Raw genomic sequence first — 20,984 nt, 5'->3', positions numbered from 1 at the left:
CTGTCCTTTCTCTGGTTCTTCCCGAACGATCCGATCCGCGACCCGGAGCACCGTCGGAACCCCACGTGTATCAGGCAGGGAATCGGAGCGGTCCAGTGACCGCGGCGATCGTCGTCGACGGGTCGACGGTCGCTCGAAGGCCGTCGACCCGGATCTGGGACGCCCGACGGGACCCGGGTCGCCTGCCGCGGTTCGAGACGCCCGAGGGGGCCGGATCACCTGACCAGATACGGATCGCTGCCGGCGATGAAGCGACCGAGATCGCTCTCCCGGCGGAAGTCGGTCGACTGGAGCTCTCGGAGCGAGTCGACGAGCCGATCCCCGTCGCCGTCCGCCCACTCGGCGGGGTCTCTGATCGGGACGACGAGCCAGCCGGACCCGAGGATCTCCTCGGCGTGGAGCGTTTCCATGTCGATGTCGGTCTTCCACGCCCGCGCAGTGTACTCCCGGAGGACGTGGTCGGTCGCGCGCGCGCCCACCGGAAGCAGAACGTGGGCCGCGATCGCTCGGAGCTCCGCGTCGAAGAACCGCTCCATGTCGGCGTAGGCGTCCTCGCTCGGCGTCCCCGTCGTCGCACACATGTGGAGGTACGAGAAGAACGAACGCTCGGATCGGATCGGCGCCTCGCCGGCCGCTGACGCGGCGTCCGAATCGAATCCCGCGATCAGCCCGGCGTCAGTCAACGCCGACAGAAAGGCGTCCGACCACGGCTCACCGGTGAACGGGACGCCGGCCTCGACGCCGCCGTGGACGCCGGGGTGGTCGCCGACGACGTGAAAGTCCGCGTTGGCGTCGCCGTAGCCGGGGACGTACGTCTGACAGTCGGGCCGCATCCCGAACGGATTGCGGGTCCGGTCCGTAACGTTCTGCACGCGAACCGATAGGTGCGCGCCCGGATATATCCCGTTCGGTCTGCGGTCGCCGCGGCCGATCCGGACTGCCCTTGCTAACGGCGGCGGGTGCCGATATCGGCCCGACACCACGAGCCGTACGGGGCGTGAAGTGAGGCGCACGAGTCGGTGGTAATTCACATAACTTATGGAAACGAGCGTGGTTCACACGGCCTGTGATATGAAGGCCGCGGCCGACCGACCGAATCGTTTCGAAATTCATATACGATTTTTCGAAAACGCACGACTGCGTCGGGTTCAAGACGACGCGCGCCACGGAAAGTATATATACACCCCGATGCTCGGGTCGGTGAAGACTAATGTTCGACCGCATCCGTTCGGCGGCCCTCTTCGGGCTGCACCAGGCGACTGTCGCCATCGGCATCTCGCTGTTCCCGGTTGCCGTCTTCGCGCGCAACCGACTCGGCATCAACGTCCCCATCGGCCGGCTCGTCGAGACCACCGGCTCCGCGTACGAGAACGCCGACAGGTAAACTCACGAGCCTCGGCGTGCCGCTGCGACGGACTGTCCGGTCCGATCTGCGGCCGGTCCGGTCGCAGCGGACTCATAGTCCCGTCGGAACCGGTGGTCGGTCCCCGAAGGGTTGCCTTTATCAGCGCGCCGGGCCAACGAGAGCGTAATGCGACCACCGACTGGCGATCTCTCCAGCAGCCCGGTCGACGAGTTGGGCCGCGACCAGCCCGTCTTCGGACCGGAGATCGGCGAGTTCGAACACAGCGAACGCCGCGCGGCGCAGGCCGACGGCGAGGGCGAGATGAAGACGGGTACGACCACCGTCGGCATCCGCACCCCCGACGGCGTCGTGATGGCGACCGACATGCGCGCCTCCATGGGCGGCATGGTCTCCTCGAAGGACGTCCAGAAGGTCGAGGAAGTCCACCCCCGGGGCGCTCTCACTATCGCCGGCTCCGTCTCCGCCGCGCAGAACCTCATCTCCACGCTCAAGGCCGAAACGAGCCTCTACGAGACTCGTCGCGGCAAGGACATGTCGATGGAGGCGCTCTCGACGCTCACCGGCAACCTCCTGCGGACGGGCGCATTCTTCATCGTCCAGCCGATCCTCGGCGGCGTCGACGACGACGGCGCCCACATCTACTCCATCGACGCCCTCGGCGGGACGACCGAAGAGGAGTACACCGTCACGGGCTCGGGCTCGCAGTACGCCCTCGGTGTCTTAGAACAGGAGTACCACGACGACGTCACCGTCGACGAGGCGAAGACCATCGCCGCGAAGGCGATCCAGTCCGCCGTCGAGCGCGACCTCGCGTCCGGCAACGGGATCAACGTCGCCGTCGTCACCGACGAGGGAGTCGACATCACCCGCTACAAGGACTTCGACGCGCTGCTGTAAGCGCGGTCCCTGTCGGACCGCTGTTTTGCTGTCTTCGACCGGACCGCGCGTCGGCGCGGTGCCCGGTCAGGCTCGCTGCTCCGTGGCTTCGTCGGGCGGCGACCGGATCCCGTCGCCCCAGTAGAACCGCGGACCGAGAAGCAGGTAGCCACACGAGAGGAACAGCAGCGCGAACGCGAACCCCTCTCCGATCCACGGCGGGAGACGCGCCGTCGCCACGTGCGCGAGCGGGGTGACGATCACGGCGACCTGCACGACGCCCATGACGAGCGCGTCCTGCGCGTGGAGGTCGGGATAGGTGATAGTCGACCCCATCAGCACGGCGAAGGCCGCGGTGGCCGCGACGAGCAGCGCGGGCGCGGTGTACCCGGCGATGACCCCGGCGGCGAGCACCGTCGCGGCGAGCGTGGTCGGCACGCCGATCGTCTCGCGGCTGCCGCTGTCGTAGGCCGTGTACATCCCGAGGCGAGCGACCGCGGCCGAGACGAACAGCCCCGCCGTTGCGAGACCGACGGCGACGAACAGCGGATCGGTCGCGAACGACCGCGCGTCGAGGACGAGGAACGCGACCAGTCCGGCGGGGGCGACGCCGAACGAGGCCACGTCGGCCAGTGAGTCGAGGTACGGCCCGGCGTCCGTCGAGCCGCGGTGTCTGGCCACGACGCCGTCGAGCCCGTCGGCGACGGCGGCGAGAAGGATCAGCCGGGCCGCGAGCGTGGCGTCGACGGTCGCGGCCACGACGGCGAGAAATCCCACCGCCGCGTTCGCCACCGTCACCGCGTCCGCGAGCCCCAGCCGCCCGACGAACCGCAGGTGCATACCGGATCGGTCGACGAGCCGGGGTTTAGGGTTTATTATCGCGGGTCGGATAGCGACCGACTCAGATCACCGTCGCGACCGACGGAGCGATCGACGCGGCCGAAGTATTAAGCGTCCAATGGCCTAACCGTCGGTATGGGCCCGATTACCCTCCAATCCGGTCTCGGCTTTGGGCTGGTGAGCGTCGGTCTGCTCTTCTTGTTGCTGGCGATCATCACCCTGTGGCAGTCGGTCGAGATCGTCGACGCCTACGAGAAGAAGACGCTCACGGTCTTCGGCGAGTATCGGAAGCTGCTCGAACCGGGAATCAACCTCATCCCGCCGTTCGTCTCCCGCACGTACCCGTTCGACATGCGGACGCAGACGCTCGACGTTCCCCGCCAAGAGGCGATCACGCGTGACAACTCGCCGGTGACCGCGGACGCGGTCGTCTACATCAAGGTGATGGACGCGAAGAAGGCGTTCTTAGAGGTCGACGACTACAAGAAGGCCGTCTCGAACCTCGCACAGACCACTCTCCGCGCGGTCCTCGGCGACATGGAACTCGACGACACGCTGAACAAGCGCCAGGAGATCAACGCGAAGATCCGCAAGGAGTTGGACGAGCCGACCGACGAGTGGGGGATCCGCGTCGAGAGCGTGGAGGTCCGCGAGGTCAACCCCTCGAAGGACGTCCAGCAGGCGATGGAACAGCAGACGTCCGCGGAGCGCCGCCGGCGCGCGATGATCCTCGAAGCCCAGGGGGAACGGCGCTCGGCGGTCGAGCAGGCGGAGGGTGACAAGCAGTCGAACATCATCCGCGCGCAGGGTGAAAAACAGTCGCAGATCCTCGAAGCGCAGGGGGACGCGATCTCCACCGTGCTCCGCGCCCGCTCGGCCGAGTCGATGGGCGAGCGCGCCATCATCGAGCGGGGCATGGAGACCCTAGAAGAGATCGGCAAAGGCGAGTCCACCACGTTCGTCCTCCCGCAGGAACTCACGAGTCTCGTGGGTCGCTACGGCAAGGCCCTGTCCGGATCCGACGTCCAACAGATGGACGGGCTCGAAGGCAAGGAGTTCGACGAGGAGACGCGCACCATGCTCGGACTCGACGACATCGACGAGATCCTCGGACAGATAGAGGAGTCCGCGGAGATGGACGTCGAGGAGCTAGAGAAGGAGGCGGAGGCGGTGAAAGCCGGCGACGCGGGCGCGAACATCAGATCGGCCGACGAGGTCATCCAAGAGATGGACGAGGAGGGCGCGGACGCCGAGGTCGAACGCGAGCCCGAGTCCTGACGCGGAGATGTCTCGGGGGCTCCCCCCGAGCGAAGTGCTTTTGCGCCGTCGACGACTATCAGAGGCCGTGACAGACGATTTCGACGGACGGAAGCGAGAGACGCTCCGGCGGTTCGCCGCCATCGGAGCCGCCGCTCCGTTCGTCGGAAGCGCGAGCGCAGATGCCGGGGACGACAACGAGACCCGGGAGGCGATCCGGGGATACGTCCCGACGACGCCCGGCGCGCACTTCTCGAAGCTCCGCGACGACCTCAAACTTGGCACCGGCGAGGCCCAGTACCACCTACGGACGCTGGCGGACGCCGGGGAGATCGAGTCGGCGAAAGACGCCGACTATCGCCGGTACTTCCCGGCAGAGCGCTTCGACGACCTCGACAAGCGGGCGCTCGGCTACCTCCGACGGGAGACCGCGCGCGGACTGATCCTCGCGCTGTTGCGCGATCCGGACGCGGCCGGTGCGGACCTGGCAGCGACACTCGACGTGTCGCGTCCGACGGTGAGCGCGACCGCGGCCGCGCTCGAAGACGCCGGCCTCCTCGATCGGACCGACGGGTACGCGCTGACCGAACCCGAGCGGCTGCTCACGCTCGTGGTCCGGTACGCCGACTCCTTCGACGCGGACGCGGTCGCGTTCGCCGACGAGGCCGCCGATCTCGTCGCGTACGACCCGTAGTCAGCCCGTTACCATCCAGGTCGTTCCCGAGGAGTACCCCCACTTCTCCACGTCGATGTCGGCGGCGTCGGCGACCGGCCCCATGTTCGCGCCGACCTCCTTCGCCGAGAGGCCGAGATCGTCGGCGATCAGCCGCGATTTGAAGTACGTCCGGTCGTCGGCGTTCTCCCGAAGGTACCGCAGGATGCGCGTCTGCTTCGCGGAGAGGCCTGTAGACTCGATCGCGGCCGCGTCGGGATGTACCGTGCTCATACCTGACAGTAGTCGGCTCACCACATAAGGCGGTTGGTAGAGCGAGTTAACACCTCGCTGTCGTGCGGTTTTGGGAGGTTGTCGCTCGTGCTCGGGCGGCCCAGCGGGGCGTTTCGGTACGATCCGTGAACGGCGGGTGCGTTCGCGAGTCAGATCAGTACAGGTCGGAACCGAACGGGCCGAGCGCGCCGGCGATCGTCTCCGCGTGGCCGACCGGTTGCTCACTCACCCCGGACGGAACGGGGACCGGTTCGATGGCGTCCGCGTCGAACACCGTTCGACGGCGAGTCGCTTCACCAGATTGCCGCTGCCCACGCCGACCCGTAGCCCCTGGCTGTCTCGGAGGTCCGTCACGGGCGGTCTCTCTCCGAATCCGGAACCACGTCGGGATGGAACGTCCGCGCCAGCCGCTCGATCCCGTCGATCAGGGCCGGGCTCGGCTGGTTCAGAAGCGAGTCGTCGATCACGTGGACCGGCGCGTCGACGCTCCAGTCGCGCCCGGCGATACTCGCGGGGTCGACCCGCTCGCCGTGTCCGCAGACGTGGACGACGACGTGATCCGGGTCGGCCGCGGCGACGGCGTCGATATCGATCTCGCGCGAGCGCTCGCCCGCGTCGACGAAGGGGTACCGGCCGCCGGCGGCGTGAACGGCGTCGGGCACCCAGTTGCCGGCGGCCATCGGCGGGTCGGACCACTCCTCGCAGTAGACGGTCGGGCGCGGTCGGTCGGCGACCGCCTCCGCGACGCGTTCGAGCCGCTCGCGGGCCGCGGACGCGAGCCGCTCGCCGGCCCCGGGTCGTCCCACGTCGTCGCCGCGGGCCGCGAACGTCGCCACGACCGCGTCGAGGTCGGCCGGCGCGCGGTGGCAGACCGGGAGTCCACGGTCGCGGCACGCCTCGGCGAGTTCGGCCTGCAAGCCGTCGCTCGTGAGGACCGCGTCGGGGTCGAGGGCGGCGACTCGGTCGAGGTCGGGATTCAGCCACCCACCGACCGCCTCGGGCGTCGTCTCGGCCGCTTCCGGCAGGTCGCAGTGACGGGTGACGCCGACGAGCCGGTCGGCGGCACCGATCGCCGCGACGGTCGCCGTCGCGCTGGGCGCGAGCGAGACGACGCGGAGTTCGGACATGGTCGGGGGTCTGCGCGCGAACGGTGCAAGCGTTTCGATCGCCGAAAACACGTGATAGATCGTGTGCTTTTGTCGAGTTTTCGGCGACACGTTCCGGTCGTTTTAAGTTCGGTTCTGCCGTTTATCGGGCAAGATCGCTCTCGGGCAGTGTTCAGTTACCGGGAGAGGGTTACGCCATGAGTGAACGATTACACACACGGGGGAGTCGCTCCCGAACGGAGACGGAAGACGAATCGGAACGCACCGACGAGACGCTGAGCTGTCCCGAGTGCGACGGGAACGTCATCAACGACGAGGAGCACGGGGAGAGCGTCTGTGCCGACTGTGGGCTCGTCGTTGAGGCCGACTCGGTCGACCGCGGGCCGGAGTGGCGCGCGTTCGACTCCCGCGAGAAAGACGAGAAGAGCCGTGTCGGAGCCCCGACGACCAACACGATGCACGACAAGGGGCTCTCCACGAACATCGACTGGCGCGACAAGGACGCGTACGGCCGCTCGCTCGGCGCGCGCCAGCGCCAGAAGATGCAGCGGCTCCGCAAGTGGAACGAGCGGTTCCGCACGCGCGACTCGAAAGAGCGCAATCTGAAACAGGCGCTCGGAGAGATCGACCGCATGGCGTCGGCGCAGGGGCTCCCGGACAACGTCCGTGAGACAGCCTCCGTCATCTACCGCCGCGCGCTCGACGAGGACCTCCTGCCGGGTCGCTCCATCGAGGGCGTCTCCACCTCCTGCGTGTACGCCGCCGCCCGGATGGCCGGCGTCCCGCGCAGCCTCGACGAGATCGCCGACGTCTCCCGCGTCGAGAAGGCGGAGATCGCCCGCACCTACCGCTACGTCGTCCGCGAACTCAAGCTCGAAGTGAAGCCCGCGGACCCCGAGCAGTACGTCCCCCGGTTCGCCTCCGACCTCGAACTGAGCGAGGAGTCCGAGATGCGCGCGAAGAGCCTCCTGCGCAACGCGAAGGAGAAGGGCGTCCACTCGGGCAAGTCGCCGGTCGGTCTCGCCGCGGCCGCCGTCTACGCCGCTGCGCTGCTCACCAACGAGAAGACGACGCAGGCGGCCGTCTCGGACGTCGCCGACATCAGCGAAGTCACGATCCGGAACCGCTACCACGAGCTGTTAGAGGCCGAAGACGGCCTCGTCGCCTGATCAGTCGCTGATCTGGCCCGTTTCTCGCCCCGTCACACCATGTCGCCGCGCACCGACGCGCCCTCCTGTTCGGCCCGTTGCGCGGCGAGCGTCTCGGCGGCCGCGCTCGCGACGTCCTCGTCCGCACCGAGCATCCCCAGCGCGTTGGCGAGCGTCGGCATCGCCAGATCGGCCGCACGCAGCCGGTCGAACGCCTCCTCGTCGCGGGTGCCGTCGACCCACAGACAGACCCCTCGGGGATCGAGCACCTCCTCGTAGGCGTCGCGAGCCAGCGCGCCCTTCAGCCGCTGGCGCACGTTGTCCTCGAAGCTCGCGTTACACACTTCGAGGTGGATCGGCTCGTCGACGTCGCCGGGCGAAGACCGGTTTTCCGAGAGACTCTGTCCCTCGCTGTCGACGAGCTCGGCCGCCAGACACTTCTCGGGGGCCGCGTACCCGTTGTCGCTCGCACGGATTTGGTCCGGATTCGCCTCGGCCCACTCCGCGCTGACGGAGGTCCCGACTCCCTTGACGCCGTACTCCGCCTCGAAGTCGGCGGCCGCCTCGGCGTCCCCGCCCATGATCACGTCTTTCGTGAGGTAGACGTCGAGCCGCTCGATCGGGTCGAGCCCGAGCGCCACGTCCCCGAACGCCCAGACCTCCCGGACGGGCACGGGCATCGGCTCGCGCTCGACGCGGTCGACGAGCGCCTCCAGTCTGTCGACGGCTCGGTCTCGTTCCATCGAATCACGGTAGACGGTCGCCGGGCAAACCCGTTACGCTCGGCGTCGGACGTAGATCGCGTCGAAGGACAACTTCTCGTCGCGGGCGTCGGCATCTACCCGTCTAGAAACGCCAGCAGATCGTCGAGCGAGCGCGCGTTGAGAACGTCTGCGGTCTCGGCCCACCCCCGTCGAGCCGTGTGGACACCGTACCGGACGTTGTCGAACTCGCGGGGCGCGTGCGCGTCGGTGTTGACGGCGATCGTCGCGCCCGCCTCGACCGCCGCGCGCACGAATCCGCCGTCGGCGTCGAGCCGGGCGGGGTTCGCGTTCACCTCGATCGCGGTGCCTGCTGACGCGGCCGCCTCCGCAACCGCCTCGACGTCCGGGTCGAGTCCCGGCCGCTCGTTGATGAGCCGCCCGGTTGGGTGGCCGAGCACGTCGACGTGCGGGTGGTCGACAGCGCTGACCAGTCGCTCGGTGGCGCTCTCGGTGTCCTGTCCGAGCCCCGAGTGCGGCGAGGCGACGACCAGGTCGAGGTCGGCGAGCGTCTCGTCGCTCGTCGCGAGGTCGCCGTCGGCGTCGATGTTGGCCTCGATCCCGTGGAGCACCTCGATCGCGTCCTCGACTTCGCCGGCCGCCGCCGCGACCGCGTCGGCCTGTTCCGCGATCGCCGCCTCGTCGAGACCGACGCCGCCGACCATCCCGGGGCCGGTCGCGTGGTCGGTGACGACGTGGTAGTCGTAGCCGCGTTCGGCGGCGGCCGCGACCATCTCCTCGATCGCGAACCCGCCGTCGGACCAATCGGTGTGCGTGTGGAGGTCGCCGCGGATGTCACCGGGCGCAACGAGGTCCGGGAGTCGCCCCTCGGCGGCGGCCGCGACCTCGCCGGTGTCCTCGCGGAGTTCGGGCGGCACGGATTCGAGATCGAGCGCCTCGTACACGCCGTCTTCGGTCCCGCCCGCGACGCGCTCGCCGACGCGGGTGGCGGTCGCCTCGGCGGAGCCGTCGTCCGTCTCGATCGATTCGTCCGCATCGTCGACGTCGCGCACGTCGAAGAGACCGTACTCGTTGAGCTTCAGCCCGCGCTCGATCGCTCGGTTCCGGACCGCGACGTTGTGCGCGCGCGATCCGGTGAAGTACTGCAGCGCCGCGCCGAACTCGTCTGGGTCGACGATCCGGAGGTCGACGCGGGTGCCGTCCGCGCGGACGCTCGCCTTTCCCGTGCCCGCCTCGATCGTGTCGTCGGCGTCGGGCCACGCGGTGAACGCCTCGACGATCGGATCGCGCGCGTCGCTCGCGACGAGTAGGTCGATATCCCCGATAGTCGCCTTCCAGCGGCGGATCGACCCGCACACCTCGACGACCTCGACCCCGTCGAGCGCGGTGAGGTACGACAGCGCCGCGTCAGCGACGGGACGAGCGTCACCGAGGCGAGTCCGCTCGCGCGACTCGCGAGCGAACGGAATGTTGTCGAGGATGTTCTGTTCCGTCGTCGCGCCGAATCCCGACACTTCCTGAATCTCGCCCGCCTCCGCCGCCGCTTCGAGTTCGTCGAGCGTCGTAATTCCCAGCGCCTCGTACAGCGATCCGACCGTCTTCGGACCGACCCCCTCGACCGCGGTCAGCGCCGCCATGTCGACCGGCAGCGTCTCGCGGAGTTCCTCCAGCTCCTCGATCGATCCGGTCTCGACGTACTCGACGATCTTCGCGGCGATGGCGTCGCCCACGCGGTCGATCTCACCGACCGCGTCCTCGCCCTCCTCGGCGAGCGCTTCGACGGCCGCGGGATGGTCGCGAACGTTCTCGGCGGCGCGACGGTACGCGGTCGGCTTGTACTCCACGCCGGTCGCTTCGAGCAAGTCGGCGAACTCGTCGAGGCGGTCGGCGACCTCGTCGTTCCGGCTCATTGGCCGTCCGTTCGGCCGCACGGTACTTATACCGCAGCGTGGATCCGCAGCGGGCCCCACACCGCGCCGGCCGGTCACTCCGCGATTTCGACGGTGACCGCGTCGCGCTCGACGGCGAGTTTGAACGTCGGAACGGTACGGTAGACGACTTCGACCACGTTCTTGCGTTCGAGGCTGCGGAGCGCCCGGCGCACCGCGTCGACGTCGGGATCGGCGTCGAACGCGTCGCGGACGGCGTTGAGCACGGCGACGACGGACTGCGAGCGCTCGTCGGGACCGGCGACCACCTGAAACACCTGCGCCTCCAGCTCCGGAACGCGGATCGTCTCGGGGGCGCCGCCCTTCGCGACCGCGTCGGCCTCGATACCGGGCTCGACGTCAACGAGGTCGTTCGCTTCGGCGGTCGACCGGATCAGGCTGTCGTCGTCGCGGTAGTAGTACTCCTTGAGGTGGTTCTCGAGATACTGGTGGACCTCGCTGCCGCTCTCGAGCCCCCACGCCTCCTGTAGCTCGCCGTTCTTCGTCGGCTGCAGCCGGACCACGTCGGCGAGCCGGCTCAGCTCCTCGTCGGTGAGGCTCATCGCTCCTCGACCGCGCTCGCCGCGCGGATGATCGCCTCCTCGCCGAACGCCGGACCGACGAGCTGGAGCCCGACCGGGAGCCCGTCCGCCTCGCCCGCGGGCACCGAGACAGCGGGGAGGTTCGCGAGGTTGACGGGGGTGGTGTTCGCGTCGGCGAGGTACATCCGCAGCGGGTCCTCGAGGCTCTCACCCAGCTCGAAGGGGAGCACCGGCATCGTCGGCGACGCGATCACGTCGACGTCCTCGAAGGCGTCCTCGAAGTCCTGCCGGACCCACGCGCGGGCGTCTTGGGCCTTCTCGTAGTACTTGTCGTGATAGCCCGCAGAGAGCGCGTACGTTCCGAGCAGGATCCGGCGTTTGACCTCGGGGCCGAACGCCTCGCGGGTCTCCGCGAACGACTCGTTCCAGTTCCCGTCGCTCTCGCTCCGGTGACCGTAGCGCACGCCGTCGAACCGCGCGAGGTTCGAGGAGGCCTCTGCCATCGCGATCACGTAGTACGCCTGTACCGCGTGTTCGACCGAGGGCAGCGAAATTTCGGTCGTCTCCGCGCCCCGCGCCTCCAGGTCGTCGATCGCCGCCTCGACCGTCTCGACGACGCGCTCGTCCGCGCCGTCGAACAGCTCCGTCGGGACGCCCACGGAGAGTCCGTCCACGTCGCCGTCGGCGGCCGCGGCGTAGCTCGCGTCGGGGTCGGCGCCGTCGACCTCCTCGAGGTCGCGGGTCGTCCCGTCGTTCGGGTCCGCACCGGCGATGACGTCGAGCGCGGCGGCGGCCTCCTCGACCGTGTCCGCGATCGGGCCGATCTGTTCGAGCGAGTTCGCGTACGCGACGAGCCCGTACCGCGAGACGAGACCGTACGTCGGCTTGATCCCGACGACGCCGCAGAAGGCGGCCGGACAGCGGACCGACCCGCCGGTGTCGGAGCCGAGCGCGAGGTCCGCCTCGCCCGCCGCGACTGCGGCCGCGGAGCCGCCGGAGGAGCCGCCCGGGACGCGCTCGGGGTCGACGGGGTTTCGCGTGGGGCCGAACGCGGAGGTCTCGGTGGTCGTCCCCATCCCGAACTCGTCCATGTTCGTCTTGCCGACGACCGTCGCCCCGGCCTCGGCCAGGCGGTCGACGACCGTCGCGGAGTACGGCGGGACGTAGTCGGCGAGCATCTCGGAGCCGCAGGTCGTCCGGATCCCCGCGGTCGAGATGTTGTCCTTGACGGCGACGGTCGCGTCCGCGAGCGGTCCCTCGGCGTCGCCCTCGATCGTCTCCTCGGTGATGAACAGGTTGAGATCGGCCGACATCTACGACACCTTCGGTCCCACGAAGAACCCGTCTTCCGTCTCTTCGGCGTTCGACAGCGCCTCCTCCTGCGTGAGGCCCTCCTCGATCTCGTCGGGGCGCATCACGTTGATCAGGTCCTCCTCGCGGTCCGTCTCGGGGACCTCGTCGAGGGCCTCGAAGGAGTCGAGGATGTCGCCGAACTGGTCGACGAACGTCTCCACCTCGTCGTCGTCGAGGCGCACGCGGGCCAGTTCCGCGACGTGACGGACCGCATCGGCGTCGACGGACGCGGCGGACGCGGCGTCGTCGCCGCCCCCGTCGTCCGTCGACTCGGACGTATCACTCATACGTCGAGGTGTCCCGGACCGGGAGTAAGGGTTTCGGAACTCCGCACGACCGCCGACACGCGGGCGACCGGTATCGGAGGGTACATTTCGCCGCGCCGAAAAGGCCGGTTCATGTGTCGGGGTTGGCGATGGATTGTCGGCGTCGGGAGACGGAGCGTCGGTGTCGGAGAACAACTCGGTAGCGGTCGGGAGCAGCTCGGCGACCCGGCGGAGCGAGCACGGCCATGAACTGGCGGTACCGCCACACCGTGCTGGCGCTCTGCATGCTCGCCTTTTTCGTGACGTACTTCGCCCGGCTGGCGATAAGCCCGGTCGTCCCCTTCATCGTCGACGACTTCGCGGTGTCGAACACCGCCATCGGGGCGGCGCTGTCTGGCATGTGGCTCGCGTACGGCGTCTCGCAGTTCCCGAGCGGTATCCTCGCGGACCGGTACGGCGAGCGCCGGGTGATCCTCGTTGCCGTCGGCGGCTCGGCGGCGATGAGCGCACTTCTCGCGTTCGCGCCGGTGTTCCCCGTGTTCGTGCTCGTGGCCGTCCTCCTCGGCCTCGCCGCGGGGCTCCACTACGCGGTCGCGACGACGCTTCTCTCGCGGACGTTCGACGAACTCGGAACCGCGGTCGGCCTCCACTCGGTCGGCGGGCCGCTCGCCGGACTGACCGCCCCCGTCGCCGCCGCGTGGGTTGGCGTTCGGTACGGGTGGCGGCCGGCGGTGGCGCTCGCGGCGGTCGTCGGCGTGCCCGTCTTCGTGCTGTTCGTCCGGGGCGTCCGTCCGACCGAGCCCCGCCGGCCCGACCAGCCGATGCGCGATCGACTCAAGCTCGCACCGCTCGTCGAGTTGCTCTCGCGCCCGGAGATACTCCTGCCGCTGTTCGTCGCGATGATCGGCACGTACGTCGTCCAGGGCGTCATGTCCTTTCTCCCGACGTTTCTCGTCGCGTTCCGTGACTACTCGCCGGGGACCGCCGCCGCGATATTCTCCGCGTTCTTCGTCGTCCGGACGGTCGCGCAGATCGGCACCGGGAAGGTGGCAGATCGGTTCGGCCGCGACACCGGAATCGGGATCTCGATCGGTGCCGGCGCGGTCGGTGCCGCCGGATTCGTCGCCGTCCCCGGCGTCGGCGGTGTCGCGCTCGGCGTCGCGGGTGCCGGCCTCGGCTCCAGTTTCTTCTCGGCCATCGACCCGCGGTTCATGGACGCGCTGAGCGACACCGAGCGGGGTGCGGGGTTCGGGCTCGTTCGCACCGTTTACACGGTCGTCGGCTCGACGGGCTCGTTCGGCGTCGGGCTGGCCGCGGACCTGTTCGGCTGGGGCGTCTCCTTCGCGCTGCTCTCCGGACTGTACGTGATCGCGCTCGCGGTGTTGGTCGGGAACAAACTGCTCGGAACGGGGTACTGACCCGCGGCGAACGATCGGATTTCGGTTCGAACGGGCCTGTTGAAAGTTCATTCTTCGAACACAAAACGGGATGAAACAGCCGGTCGCTGAAGAGTGCGAATTGTGCGGTTGGTCTGCCAACGGAATCGATAAGTTGCACAAAAGTGGGAAAAGCTTTAGTAATTTGACAAGCAAGCCATGTGTATGTTAAGATCAGACAATGTCTCAATCATCGAATACTGATTCCGGACACGATCCTCCGCTGGAGCATATCCAACAGTTGTGGAACATAACCAACGATTCGGATACGAATTTTTCTACGAAGGTTGATCGCCCATCCGTCTTTAGTTAGGAGACGAACCGCGTGACAGTGGCGGCTTATCGAGGCTACTTTTCGGAAGGAATGAGGAGGTGTCGAGTGTGCACAACGAAACCTCCTCATCACGGATTATGCGTCGGCTCACTACACTGTTTCCCTCCGAATTCCTCGAAGAGCACGCCGAGGAACTCGGCGTGGTCGAACGCGACCGCAAGCTCCAGATTCCCGTCTTCGTCTGGGCATTCGTGTTCGGCTTCGCCGCAGGCGAACGCCGAACACTCGCAGGGTTTCGACGCAGCTACAACTCCACAGCTGACGAGCCGATCTCACCGGGTGGGTTCTATCAGCGGTTGACGCCGACGCTCGCGGAGTACTTCCGCGACCTCGTCGAGCACGGTCTCGACGAGGTCGCTGTTCCCGACACTGTTGACGTTGACATCGACCGATTCAGTGATGTAATGATCGCTGATGGAACGGTGTTGCGGTTACACGAGTTTCTCGCTGATCAGTTCGAAGCCCGCCACGAGGAGCAGGCTGGAGCGAAGCTCCACCTGCTCCACAATGCCACTGAACAGACGATTGAACGGATCGACGTTACCGACGAGAAAGCACACGACAGCACGCTGTTCAAGACAGGGTCGTGGCTTGAGAACCGCCTCGTATTGTTCGACCTCGCGTACTTCAAGTACCGACGGTTTGCGCGGATCGACGAGAACGGCGGCTCCTTCGTGAGCCGGCTGAAACAGAACGCGAATCCGGTGATTACGGATGAATTACGGGAATGGCGCGGCCGCGCCATTCCCTTGGAGGGCAAGCAACTCCGTGATGTGCTCGACGATCTCGACCGGACGTACATCGATGTGGAAGTCGAAGTCGAGTTCAAGCGCGGGCCGTACAACGGGACGCGGTCGCTGGATACGAAGCGGTTCCGCGTCGTCGGCGTCCGCGACGAGGACGCCGACGACTACCATCTATACGTGACAAATCTGTCGCGAGAGGAGTTCTTTCCGGCGGATTTAGCGCAGATCTACCGGTGTCGGTGGGAAGTGGAGTTGCTGTTCCGTGAGTTGAAGACGCAGTACGACCTGGACGAGTTCGACACGAGCAACGAGCACGTGGTGAAGATCTTGCTGTACGCAGCGTTGCTGTCACTGCTTGTGAGCCGTGATCTGTTGGATCTGGTCACCGAGCAGGCGGATGATGAGCTCGTGTTTCCACCGGAACGCTGGGCGGCGACCTTCCGGTCGCACGCCCAGCTCATCCTCCACGAACTCGGTGAGCACCTCGGTTATTCGCCACCGCCGCTGTTGGAGCGGCTGATCGAGGACGCACAGAAGATCCACAAGCAACGACCGATCTTACAAGAGACGCTCGCTACCGCTACACAACCGAGGTGTGAGTCTTAACTAAAGACGAATGGTTGATCGCCTATTTGAGTTAGAGACAGACCGGCTTGAATTACCATATGGATTCCTCAGTCGGGTTGAGGTAGCTACCGAGACGCAAACAATCGAACTCGCAAGGGGCGATCACGAGTTATTGCAGGCAGATGAATCGGTGCCGCTTTCCGAGTCGTACTGTCGGAAAACGATTCAACAGCCAAATGGGATCTTTCATATCAATAACGCTGAGCAAGAGGGATTTGTCACAGATCCCGCATATCGTCGGTTTGAACTCGGAACCTATCTCGGTGGAAAGATCGAATTCGAGGACGAAACCTATGGGACATTCTGTTTTGCGAGTTCTGAGCCCAGAGAGGATCCAATCACCGAACGCGAACAGATCCTCATCGATATGTTGTCCACGTGGGCAAGTAATGAACTCCACCATCGGCGTATTCAAAACCGGTACAAACGAGATATGGAACAGATTGAGGAAATGACCGGGATCGTATCGCACGATCTCCGGAATCCGTTGGCTATCGCTCAGGGGCAGGTCGAATTATTGAGTGGCTCGATTCAGGAATCCGTCTCGAAAATCGACAAGGCTCACAAGCGGATGGATACGCTTATCGAAGATATTCTCACCTTTACTCGGATTGATGAATCGGTAGAGAACCCAGCACCGGTCAGCTTGAAATCGTGCGTTGATGATGCGTGGGAAGGTATCCAGACCAGCGACGCTACTCTTACAATAGCATTTGAGGATACGACGATTCGTGCCGACGAACCGCGTCTCAAGCGACTGTTTGAAAACCTGTTTCGCAACGCCGTCGAACACGGTGGGGAGTCAGTTTCCATCGAAGTGGGGGTCACAGAAAACGGACTGTATGTCGCCGATGATGGGCCAGGAATCCCAGCATCCGAGCGTGAGCTTGTGTTCGAAGCCGGTTATTCGGGAACGACGGAGAATACAGGCTTCGGACTCAGTATTGTCCACAGAGTCGCGGATGCACACGGGTGGAAAATATTCATCACTGATAGTACAACTGGGGGTGCACGATTCGAGATAACTGGAGTTCAAACCGAATGATCGGTTTTCCGTCTGTATTGACCGCACACAGATCAGATATATTACTTGATTCGCATTCCAACAGAGCCGTTCGAGCGTGAGCCGCGTCGGGACGGTCGGATAAGCGGACGCGGTAGCGACTACAACAGGTCGTTCGCGACCAGCCGGTCGACCGCCTCGCGGAGCCGCTCCGCGCTGGCGGCGTAGGAGATGCGCGCGTATCCCGGTGCGTTGAACGCGCTGCCCGGGACGCACGCGACCGAGGCCTCCTCGATCGCGGCCTCACACCACGCCTGGTCGTCCTCGTCGACGGGGAGCATCATGTAGAACGCGCCGTCGCCGACGTCCACGTCGATCCCGTGTTCGCCGAACAGGTCGACGAGGAGGTCGCGCCGGTCGGCGAACGCCCGTCGCATCTCCGCGACGGACTCGTCGGTGTTCTCCAAGGCCTCGACGCCGGCGTGCTGGACGAAATTGACCGCACACGAGACGGAGTGCGAGTGGAGTTTGCCGGCCTCGCCGACGAAGTCGCCCTTCGCGTGGATGTAGCCGAGCCGCCAGCCGGTCATCGAGTACGCCTTCGAGAAGCCGTTGACCGTGATCGTGCGGTCGGCCATGCCGTCGAGGCTCGCGAGCGAGACGTGCTCCGCGTCGTAGACGATCCGCTCGTAGATCTCGTCTGAGATCACGGCGATGTCGTGTTCGACGGCGAGGTCGCGGACGCCCTCTAGGGCGGTCTCTGAGAAGACGGCACCGGTGGGGTTCGACGGGGAGTTGACGACGAGCAGCTCGGTGTCGTCGGAGACCGTTTCGGCGAGTTCGTCGAGGGCGGGCTCCAACTGGAACCCGTGCGGGGCCAGGTCGACGCGCGAGAGGTCGCCGCCGGCGAGCTTCGTCATCGCCTCGTAGGAGACCCACGCCGGATCGAGGAGGACGACCTCGTCGCCAGCGTCTATCAGCGTCTGGAACGTCTCGTACAGGGCCTGCTTGCCGCCCGGAGTGACGATCACCTCGTCGGCGTCGGCATCGATGCCGGTCCCGCGGAGCTTATCCGCGATCGCCTCCTTGAGCGGTGGGATGCCGTTCGAGGACGTGTAGCCGGTGTGGCCGGCATCGAGGGCCGCCTTGCCGGCCTCGACGATGTTCTCCGGGGTGTCGAAGTCGGGCTCGCCGACCGAGAGGTCGACGATGTCGGCCCCCTCGGCCTCCTTTTCGGCGGCGAGGTTCGATATCGCCAGCGTCGCGCTGGGTTCTACGCGTTCGATGCGGTCCGAGAAGTCGTATGCGTCGGTCATTGTCGTGTGTGGAGTCGGCACGTCGGTCTGTCAGTCGAGTTCCGCTGCGAGGTCGAGCGCGGCGTCGGCCGCGTCCGCGCCCTTGTCGATCCGCTCGCGCGCCTCCGCGCCGGACATTCCCGGGCCGCTCACGCCGAACGTGACGGGGGTGTCGCGGTCGAGGCTCACCTGCGTGAGCGTCTCGGCGGTCGCGTTCGCGATGACGCGGTCGTGGTCGGTGTCGCCGGTGACGATGGCTCCGACGACGGCGACGGCGTCGACGTCGTCGCGTCGAGCGAGTCTGTCGGCGGCCAGCGGGCTGTCGTACGCTCCCGGCACGGACAGTTCGTCGACGACGACCGCGTCGCGCTCGGCCGCCGCTTCGCGGGCGGCCTCGGCCATCGGCTCCGTGACGGAGTCGTTGAACCGAGCCACCACCAGTCCCAGCGAGACCATACCCGTCGGTCACACGGGAGGCGGCAAAGGTCTACCGTTCGACCGCCGGACGGTACCCGTCGAGAGACGCCACCGGCCCGTCGTCCGGTCACGCCCCGTCGGCGCGATCACGCCACGTCGTCCCGTCGCGATCCGCCAACAGCGAGACGTGAACGACCAGGAATGCCAGCGCGTACCCGAGGAAGTGGACGTACACGTTGACCCGCGGTCCGGTGGCCGAAACGGTCGGAAACCCGATGAACGGGTACGCGAAGAGCACGACGACCGCGACGGCGACCAGTTCACCGCATCCCGGACATCCGAGGATCCGCCGAACGGTCCCTCGCAGCGGTTCGCGCCCGTCGCCGCTCCGGGCGAGAACGGCGTCTCGCCCGCGAAGCCCGCCTCGACCGCGGACCATCTCGTGTCCGTACGGAAGCGCGAACACGGCGCTTGCGACGCCGACACCGGCCGAGACGGTCGAGACGGGAAGCGCGATGACCGCGATGTACGCGATCGAGACGAAAAAATGCCCGGGCGCGTACCGGCGCCACGCGACGTCGAACTGCTCGTCGAGCGCGACCGGGAGGATGACCGCGATGTAGCCGAAGAAGGCCATGTTGACGCCGGAGAATCCGTATCCGATCGCGTTCCGCGGAACCGCGAGGTTCAGCCCGGAGAGGACGAACGGGAACGCGAGTACGAACGTGGCCGCCGCCGCGAAAAAGAGCCGCCGCCGTCCGGCCAGCAGGCTCAGTCCGTACGCGACCGCCGCCAGCAACGCGAATCCGACGACGTTCCCGACGAGGTGCGGCACCGTCAGGTGGACGTAGTGGGCGGTGAATGCCGTGCGAAGCGTCGGTTCGGTGTACGAGAACGCAGCCGCTCGCTTCACCGGCTCGGGCAGCGTGAACACGGCGATTAGCACGGCAGGTACGACGAGCAGCGCCACCGCGTCGGCGACGGACCGAGCGACCGGTGCCTCCGGTACCAGCGGTCTGAACCGGCCGGTCTCGGTCCGTCCGTGTGTCGATCTCCCGCCGTCCGTTGCTGTCACGGGAGAGCCGACGGGTGCGATCGGTTTAGCTGTTCGTCGCAAATTATCGAACCTGATGTCTATTGTGGGCCCGTTCACTCAGATACGGACTCAGACGGTATCTATCGTCGTATCGGCTTTTTGGCGACAACTGGATAACACCCGAAAATATCGACACAGAAAATGGGGACAGCGATGTCCTCAGCGGAACGGGTTTTTGTCTTTGGACTGCCGTCGGCGACGAATTACGACCGCGGCGGCGGCGACGACGACTATGGCGACCAGTCCGCCGATGGCCGGGAGGCCGAGACCGGCCGGCTCCTCGGTCGGGTCGTCACTGCCCGCTTCGCCGTCCGTCGAACCGTCATCGCCGTCTCCGGCGGATTCGACGACGAGGTCGGCGGTGGCGGTGTCGGTCTCGCCGGCGTCGTTGGTGACGGTGAGTTCGACCGCGTACTCGCCGGCTTCTCCGACCGTTGCGGTCGCGGTTTCGCCGGAGATCGATTCACCGGCGACAGACCAGTCGTACGCGACGATCTCGCCGTGTTCAGCTGTCGAGCCGCTCCCGTCGAGCGTGACTTCCTCACCGGCGGCCACCGTACCGGGGTCGACCGCTGCGGCCGCCTCCGGTTCGCTCACCGCGTTCACCGCGAAGTACGAGAACCCGGGCGTTTCGGCTTCGAGGACCACGCCGTCCGCGGTTTCCTCCGCGACGGTCGTGTCGAGCGACTCCCACTCTCCCTCGTTCAGCCGGGTGACCCGCAGTTCGTCCGCTGACGCGTCCGTCTCGTCGAGCCGGGCGGCCGAGACCTGCATGCGGATCGTCGCGGATGTGTCGGTCGCATCGTCGGGGACGGTTATCTCCGAGACCTGCACCGCGGTGCCCGGCGACGGTGTGACGTCGGACGGCTCAGACGTCTGTGTCGTCACGTCGACGGACCCCTGCACGTCGGCGTTCTCGAAGGCGATCGACTCCACCGGCGCACCGGTGTCGAACGTCGCCTGCGCGCCCTCGCCGCCGTCGGCGGCCTCGATCGACGCCTCGGCGCTCTGAACGACCGAATCGTCGGTCGTCTCCGTGTCGCTCTCGCTGACTGGAGCCGCACCACCGCCACCACCGCCGCCACCGCCGCCACCGCTCGCACCATCACTTCCATCGCTGCCATCACTTTCGTCGCTGCCGTCACTTCCGTCGCTGCCATCGCTCCCGTCGGTCGCGACACCCTCGAAGGAGAGACTCACCTCACGTACGTCGCCTTCCTCCCACGTGATGGTCGTATCGGCGGTCACGTCACCGACACGGAACTCGACGGTGTCGCCGGAGTCGGGCTCCTCAACGGTGAGTTTCTCTTCGAACGGGCCGGACCCGCCGAACGACCCCGCCTCCTCGACGGTGATCGTGTCGTAGATGGAGCCGTCGACGACCGCCTCAATCTCCGTGCCGGGTTCGGCGTCGTCGCCGTTGACCGTCACGTCGCCGTAGTAGGACGCCGGAACGGCCTCCTGTCCCGCGGCGAGTCCGGGGACCGCGGCGGTCGCGACGAGCACGGCGAGGAGGACGGTCACCCCGGCGGTGAGCAGTCGGTCCGGTGAGGTCTCGATGGCTCGCGCTGTGAGTCCGCGGACGGTCGCTGACGCGCGTCGGAGCGTGCGCCGTTCGGTGTCTGTCGATCGCGTTGTGCGGTTCGAGGGTGTGGGATCTGTCATCGGTTGGAGTTCGTG

21 protein-coding genes and 1 pseudogene are annotated in these 20,984 nt (G+C 66.8%); 8 read left to right on the top strand and 14 right to left on the bottom strand.

Annotation, left to right across the window (positions count from 1 at the left end; all coding sequences use genetic code 11):
• Nucleotides 1-215 precede the first annotated feature (215 nt).
• Nucleotides 216-872 carry a uracil-DNA glycosylase family protein gene (locus ACZ45C_RS11935; RefSeq protein ID WP_460562476.1) on the bottom strand — a complete coding sequence of 219 codons (657 nt, stop codon included), beginning with the start codon at nt 870-872 and terminating at the stop codon, nt 216-218.
• Nucleotides 873-1,210: 338 nt separating this feature from the next.
• Between ACZ45C_RS11935 and ACZ45C_RS11930 the strand changes: the two genes are divergently transcribed.
• Both ACZ45C_RS11930 and psmB read left to right on the top strand, forming a co-directional pair.
• Entirely contained in the window at nt 1,211-1,384 is a 174-nt protein-coding gene (locus ACZ45C_RS11930; protein WP_460562478.1) for a hypothetical protein, read from the top strand.
• Nucleotides 1,385-1,531: 147 nt separating this feature from the next.
• On the top strand, nt 1,532-2,263 hold the full coding sequence (gene psmB / locus ACZ45C_RS11925; RefSeq protein ID WP_460562480.1) for an archaeal proteasome endopeptidase complex subunit beta: 732 nt from the start codon (nt 1,532-1,534) through the stop codon (nt 2,261-2,263).
• Between the two features lie 66 nt (nt 2,264-2,329).
• Here psmB and ACZ45C_RS11920 read toward each other — a convergent pair whose 3' ends face one another.
• On the bottom strand, nt 2,330-3,082 hold the full coding sequence (locus tag ACZ45C_RS11920; RefSeq protein WP_460562482.1) for a protein sorting system archaetidylserine synthase: 753 nt from the start codon (nt 3,080-3,082) through the stop codon (nt 2,330-2,332).
• 135 nt (nt 3,083-3,217) lie between these two features.
• Here ACZ45C_RS11920 and ACZ45C_RS11915 point away from each other — a divergent pair, with 135 nt between their 5' ends.
• Nucleotides 3,218-4,360, top strand: a complete 1,143-nt coding sequence (locus ACZ45C_RS11915) for an SPFH domain-containing protein (RefSeq protein ID WP_460562484.1) — start codon at nt 3,218-3,220, stop codon at nt 4,358-4,360.
• Between the two features lie 67 nt (nt 4,361-4,427).
• Nucleotides 4,428-5,033, top strand: a complete 606-nt coding sequence (locus ACZ45C_RS11910; RefSeq protein WP_460562486.1) for a winged helix-turn-helix transcriptional regulator — start codon at nt 4,428-4,430, stop codon at nt 5,031-5,033.
• Here the strand turns inward: ACZ45C_RS11910 and ACZ45C_RS11905 are convergent, their stop codons facing one another.
• From ACZ45C_RS11905 to ACZ45C_RS11895, 3 genes and pseudogenes are all read right to left on the bottom strand, one after another.
• Nucleotides 5,034-5,285 carry a DUF7123 family protein gene (locus ACZ45C_RS11905; protein ID WP_460562488.1) on the bottom strand — a complete coding sequence of 84 codons (252 nt, stop codon included), beginning with the start codon at nt 5,283-5,285 and terminating at the stop codon, nt 5,034-5,036.
• A gap of 184 nt (nt 5,286-5,469) precedes the next feature.
• Nucleotides 5,470-5,639: pseudogene (locus ACZ45C_RS11900) on the bottom strand (DUF84 family protein); the annotation flags it as partial.
• A complete protein-coding gene (locus ACZ45C_RS11895; protein WP_460562490.1) occupies nt 5,636-6,412 on the bottom strand; it encodes a cobalamin-binding protein in 777 nt (258 codons plus the stop codon). The gene ACZ45C_RS11895 and the pseudogene ACZ45C_RS11900, both read right to left, overlap by 4 nt.
• 176 nt (nt 6,413-6,588) lie before the next feature.
• On the opposite strand from ACZ45C_RS11895, the gene ACZ45C_RS11890 reads away from it, so the two are divergent.
• Nucleotides 6,589-7,560: a transcription initiation factor IIB gene (locus ACZ45C_RS11890; RefSeq protein WP_049982774.1), complete on the top strand. Its 972-nt coding sequence runs from the start codon at nt 6,589-6,591 to the stop codon at nt 7,558-7,560.
• Between the two features lie 32 nt (nt 7,561-7,592).
• Here ACZ45C_RS11890 and ACZ45C_RS11885 read toward each other — a convergent pair whose 3' ends face one another.
• The 5 genes from ACZ45C_RS11885 to gatC all read right to left on the bottom strand — a co-directional run bounded on the left by ACZ45C_RS11885 (nt 7,593) and on the right by gatC (nt 12,371).
• Entirely contained in the window at nt 7,593-8,282 is a 690-nt protein-coding gene (locus ACZ45C_RS11885) for a DUF7095 family protein (RefSeq protein ID WP_460562492.1), read from the bottom strand.
• A 95-nt stretch (nt 8,283-8,377) separates the two neighbouring features.
• A complete protein-coding gene (gene polX / locus ACZ45C_RS11880) occupies nt 8,378-10,171 on the bottom strand; it encodes a DNA polymerase/3'-5' exonuclease PolX (RefSeq protein WP_460562494.1) in 1,794 nt (597 codons plus the stop codon).
• Nucleotides 10,172-10,245: 74 nt separating this feature from the next.
• A complete protein-coding gene (locus tag ACZ45C_RS11875; protein WP_460562496.1) occupies nt 10,246-10,752 on the bottom strand; it encodes a DUF5797 family protein in 507 nt (168 codons plus the stop codon).
• Nucleotides 10,749-12,044 carry an Asp-tRNA(Asn)/Glu-tRNA(Gln) amidotransferase subunit GatA gene (gatA, locus tag ACZ45C_RS11870; protein ID WP_460562498.1) on the bottom strand — a complete coding sequence of 432 codons (1,296 nt, stop codon included), beginning with the start codon at nt 12,042-12,044 and terminating at the stop codon, nt 10,749-10,751. Before gatA ends, ACZ45C_RS11875 begins: the two co-directional genes overlap by 4 nt.
• Complete coding sequence (gene gatC / locus ACZ45C_RS11865; protein WP_460562500.1) at nt 12,045-12,371, bottom strand: Asp-tRNA(Asn)/Glu-tRNA(Gln) amidotransferase subunit GatC; 327 nt, start codon at nt 12,369-12,371, stop codon at nt 12,045-12,047. It abuts the gene before it with no gap.
• A gap of 224 nt (nt 12,372-12,595) precedes the next feature.
• Here gatC and ACZ45C_RS11860 point away from each other — a divergent pair, with 224 nt between their 5' ends.
• The 3 genes from ACZ45C_RS11860 to ACZ45C_RS11850 all read left to right on the top strand — a co-directional run bounded on the left by ACZ45C_RS11860 (nt 12,596) and on the right by ACZ45C_RS11850 (nt 16,538).
• Nucleotides 12,596-13,768, top strand: a complete 1,173-nt coding sequence (locus ACZ45C_RS11860) for an MFS transporter (protein ID WP_460562502.1) — start codon at nt 12,596-12,598, stop codon at nt 13,766-13,768.
• 429 nt (nt 13,769-14,197) lie between these two features.
• Nucleotides 14,198-15,472: an IS4-like element ISH8B family transposase gene (locus ACZ45C_RS11855; protein ID WP_010890432.1), complete on the top strand. Its 1,275-nt coding sequence runs from the start codon at nt 14,198-14,200 to the stop codon at nt 15,470-15,472.
• A gap of 10 nt (nt 15,473-15,482) precedes the next feature.
• Nucleotides 15,483-16,538, top strand: coding sequence for a sensor histidine kinase (locus ACZ45C_RS11850; protein WP_460560836.1), 1,056 nt, complete (start codon nt 15,483-15,485; stop codon nt 16,536-16,538).
• A 119-nt stretch (nt 16,539-16,657) separates the two neighbouring features.
• On the opposite strand, the gene ACZ45C_RS11845 is transcribed toward ACZ45C_RS11850, so the two are convergent.
• The 4 genes from ACZ45C_RS11845 to ACZ45C_RS11830 form a co-directional block, all read right to left on the bottom strand.
• The gene (locus tag ACZ45C_RS11845; RefSeq protein WP_460560834.1) at nt 16,658-17,812 is read right to left on the bottom strand and encodes a pyridoxal phosphate-dependent aminotransferase; all 1,155 of its coding nucleotides are present in this window, start codon (nt 17,810-17,812) and stop codon (nt 16,658-16,660) included.
• Nucleotides 17,813-17,842: 30 nt separating this feature from the next.
• Nucleotides 17,843-18,247, bottom strand: coding sequence for a 6,7-dimethyl-8-ribityllumazine synthase (ribH, locus tag ACZ45C_RS11840; RefSeq protein ID WP_460560832.1), 405 nt, complete (start codon nt 18,245-18,247; stop codon nt 17,843-17,845).
• A gap of 88 nt (nt 18,248-18,335) precedes the next feature.
• A complete protein-coding gene (locus tag ACZ45C_RS11835) occupies nt 18,336-19,283 on the bottom strand; it encodes a hypothetical protein (protein ID WP_460560830.1) in 948 nt (315 codons plus the stop codon).
• A gap of 180 nt (nt 19,284-19,463) precedes the next feature.
• On the bottom strand, nt 19,464-20,969 hold the full coding sequence (locus ACZ45C_RS11830; RefSeq protein ID WP_460560828.1) for a PGF-pre-PGF domain-containing protein: 1,506 nt from the start codon (nt 20,967-20,969) through the stop codon (nt 19,464-19,466).
• Between the last annotated feature and the right edge of the window lie 15 nt (nt 20,970-20,984).

The organism is Halorubrum pallidum (assembly GCF_055380345.1).
Note: the sequence above shows the minus strand (reverse complement) of the source record. Positions and strands in the feature narration are given on the sequence as shown.

Excerpts from the sequence above, each read along its gene's own strand:
- ACZ45C_RS11920 (WP_460562482.1), bottom strand. The coding sequence starts at position 3,082 with ATGCACCTGCGGTTCGTCGGGCGGCTGGGGCTCGCGGACGCGGTGACG.
- ACZ45C_RS11915 (WP_460562484.1), top strand. The coding sequence starts at position 3,218 with ATGGGCCCGATTACCCTCCAATCCGGTCTCGGCTTTGGGCTGGTGAGC.
- psmB (WP_460562480.1), top strand. The coding sequence starts at position 1,532 with ATGCGACCACCGACTGGCGATCTCTCCAGCAGCCCGGTCGACGAGTTG.
- ACZ45C_RS11905 (WP_460562488.1), bottom strand. The coding sequence starts at position 5,285 with ATGAGCACGGTACATCCCGACGCGGCCGCGATCGAGTCTACAGGCCTC.
- ACZ45C_RS11875 (WP_460562496.1), bottom strand. The coding sequence starts at position 10,752 with ATGAGCCTCACCGACGAGGAGCTGAGCCGGCTCGCCGACGTGGTCCGG.
- ACZ45C_RS11930 (WP_460562478.1), top strand. The coding sequence starts at position 1,211 with ATGTTCGACCGCATCCGTTCGGCGGCCCTCTTCGGGCTGCACCAGGCG.
- ACZ45C_RS11860 (WP_460562502.1), top strand. The coding sequence starts at position 12,596 with ATGAACTGGCGGTACCGCCACACCGTGCTGGCGCTCTGCATGCTCGCC.
- gatA (WP_460562498.1), bottom strand. The coding sequence starts at position 12,044 with ATGTCGGCCGATCTCAACCTGTTCATCACCGAGGAGACGATCGAGGGC.
- ACZ45C_RS11855 (WP_010890432.1), top strand. The coding sequence starts at position 14,198 with ATGCGTCGGCTCACTACACTGTTTCCCTCCGAATTCCTCGAAGAGCAC.
- ACZ45C_RS11850 (WP_460560836.1), top strand. The coding sequence starts at position 15,483 with ATGGTTGATCGCCTATTTGAGTTAGAGACAGACCGGCTTGAATTACCA.
- gatC (WP_460562500.1), bottom strand. The coding sequence starts at position 12,371 with ATGAGTGATACGTCCGAGTCGACGGACGACGGGGGCGGCGACGACGCC.
- ribH (WP_460560832.1), bottom strand. The coding sequence starts at position 18,247 with ATGGTCTCGCTGGGACTGGTGGTGGCTCGGTTCAACGACTCCGTCACG.
- ACZ45C_RS11895 (WP_460562490.1), bottom strand. The coding sequence starts at position 6,412 with ATGTCCGAACTCCGCGTCGTCTCGCTCGCGCCCAGCGCGACGGCGACC.
- ACZ45C_RS11830 (WP_460560828.1), bottom strand. The coding sequence starts at position 20,969 with ATGACAGATCCCACACCCTCGAACCGCACAACGCGATCGACAGACACC.
- polX (WP_460562494.1), bottom strand. The coding sequence starts at position 10,171 with ATGAGCCGGAACGACGAGGTCGCCGACCGCCTCGACGAGTTCGCCGAC.
- ACZ45C_RS11890 (WP_049982774.1), top strand. The coding sequence starts at position 6,589 with ATGAGTGAACGATTACACACACGGGGGAGTCGCTCCCGAACGGAGACG.
- ACZ45C_RS11845 (WP_460560834.1), bottom strand. The coding sequence starts at position 17,812 with ATGACCGACGCATACGACTTCTCGGACCGCATCGAACGCGTAGAACCC.
- ACZ45C_RS11885 (WP_460562492.1), bottom strand. The coding sequence starts at position 8,282 with ATGGAACGAGACCGAGCCGTCGACAGACTGGAGGCGCTCGTCGACCGC.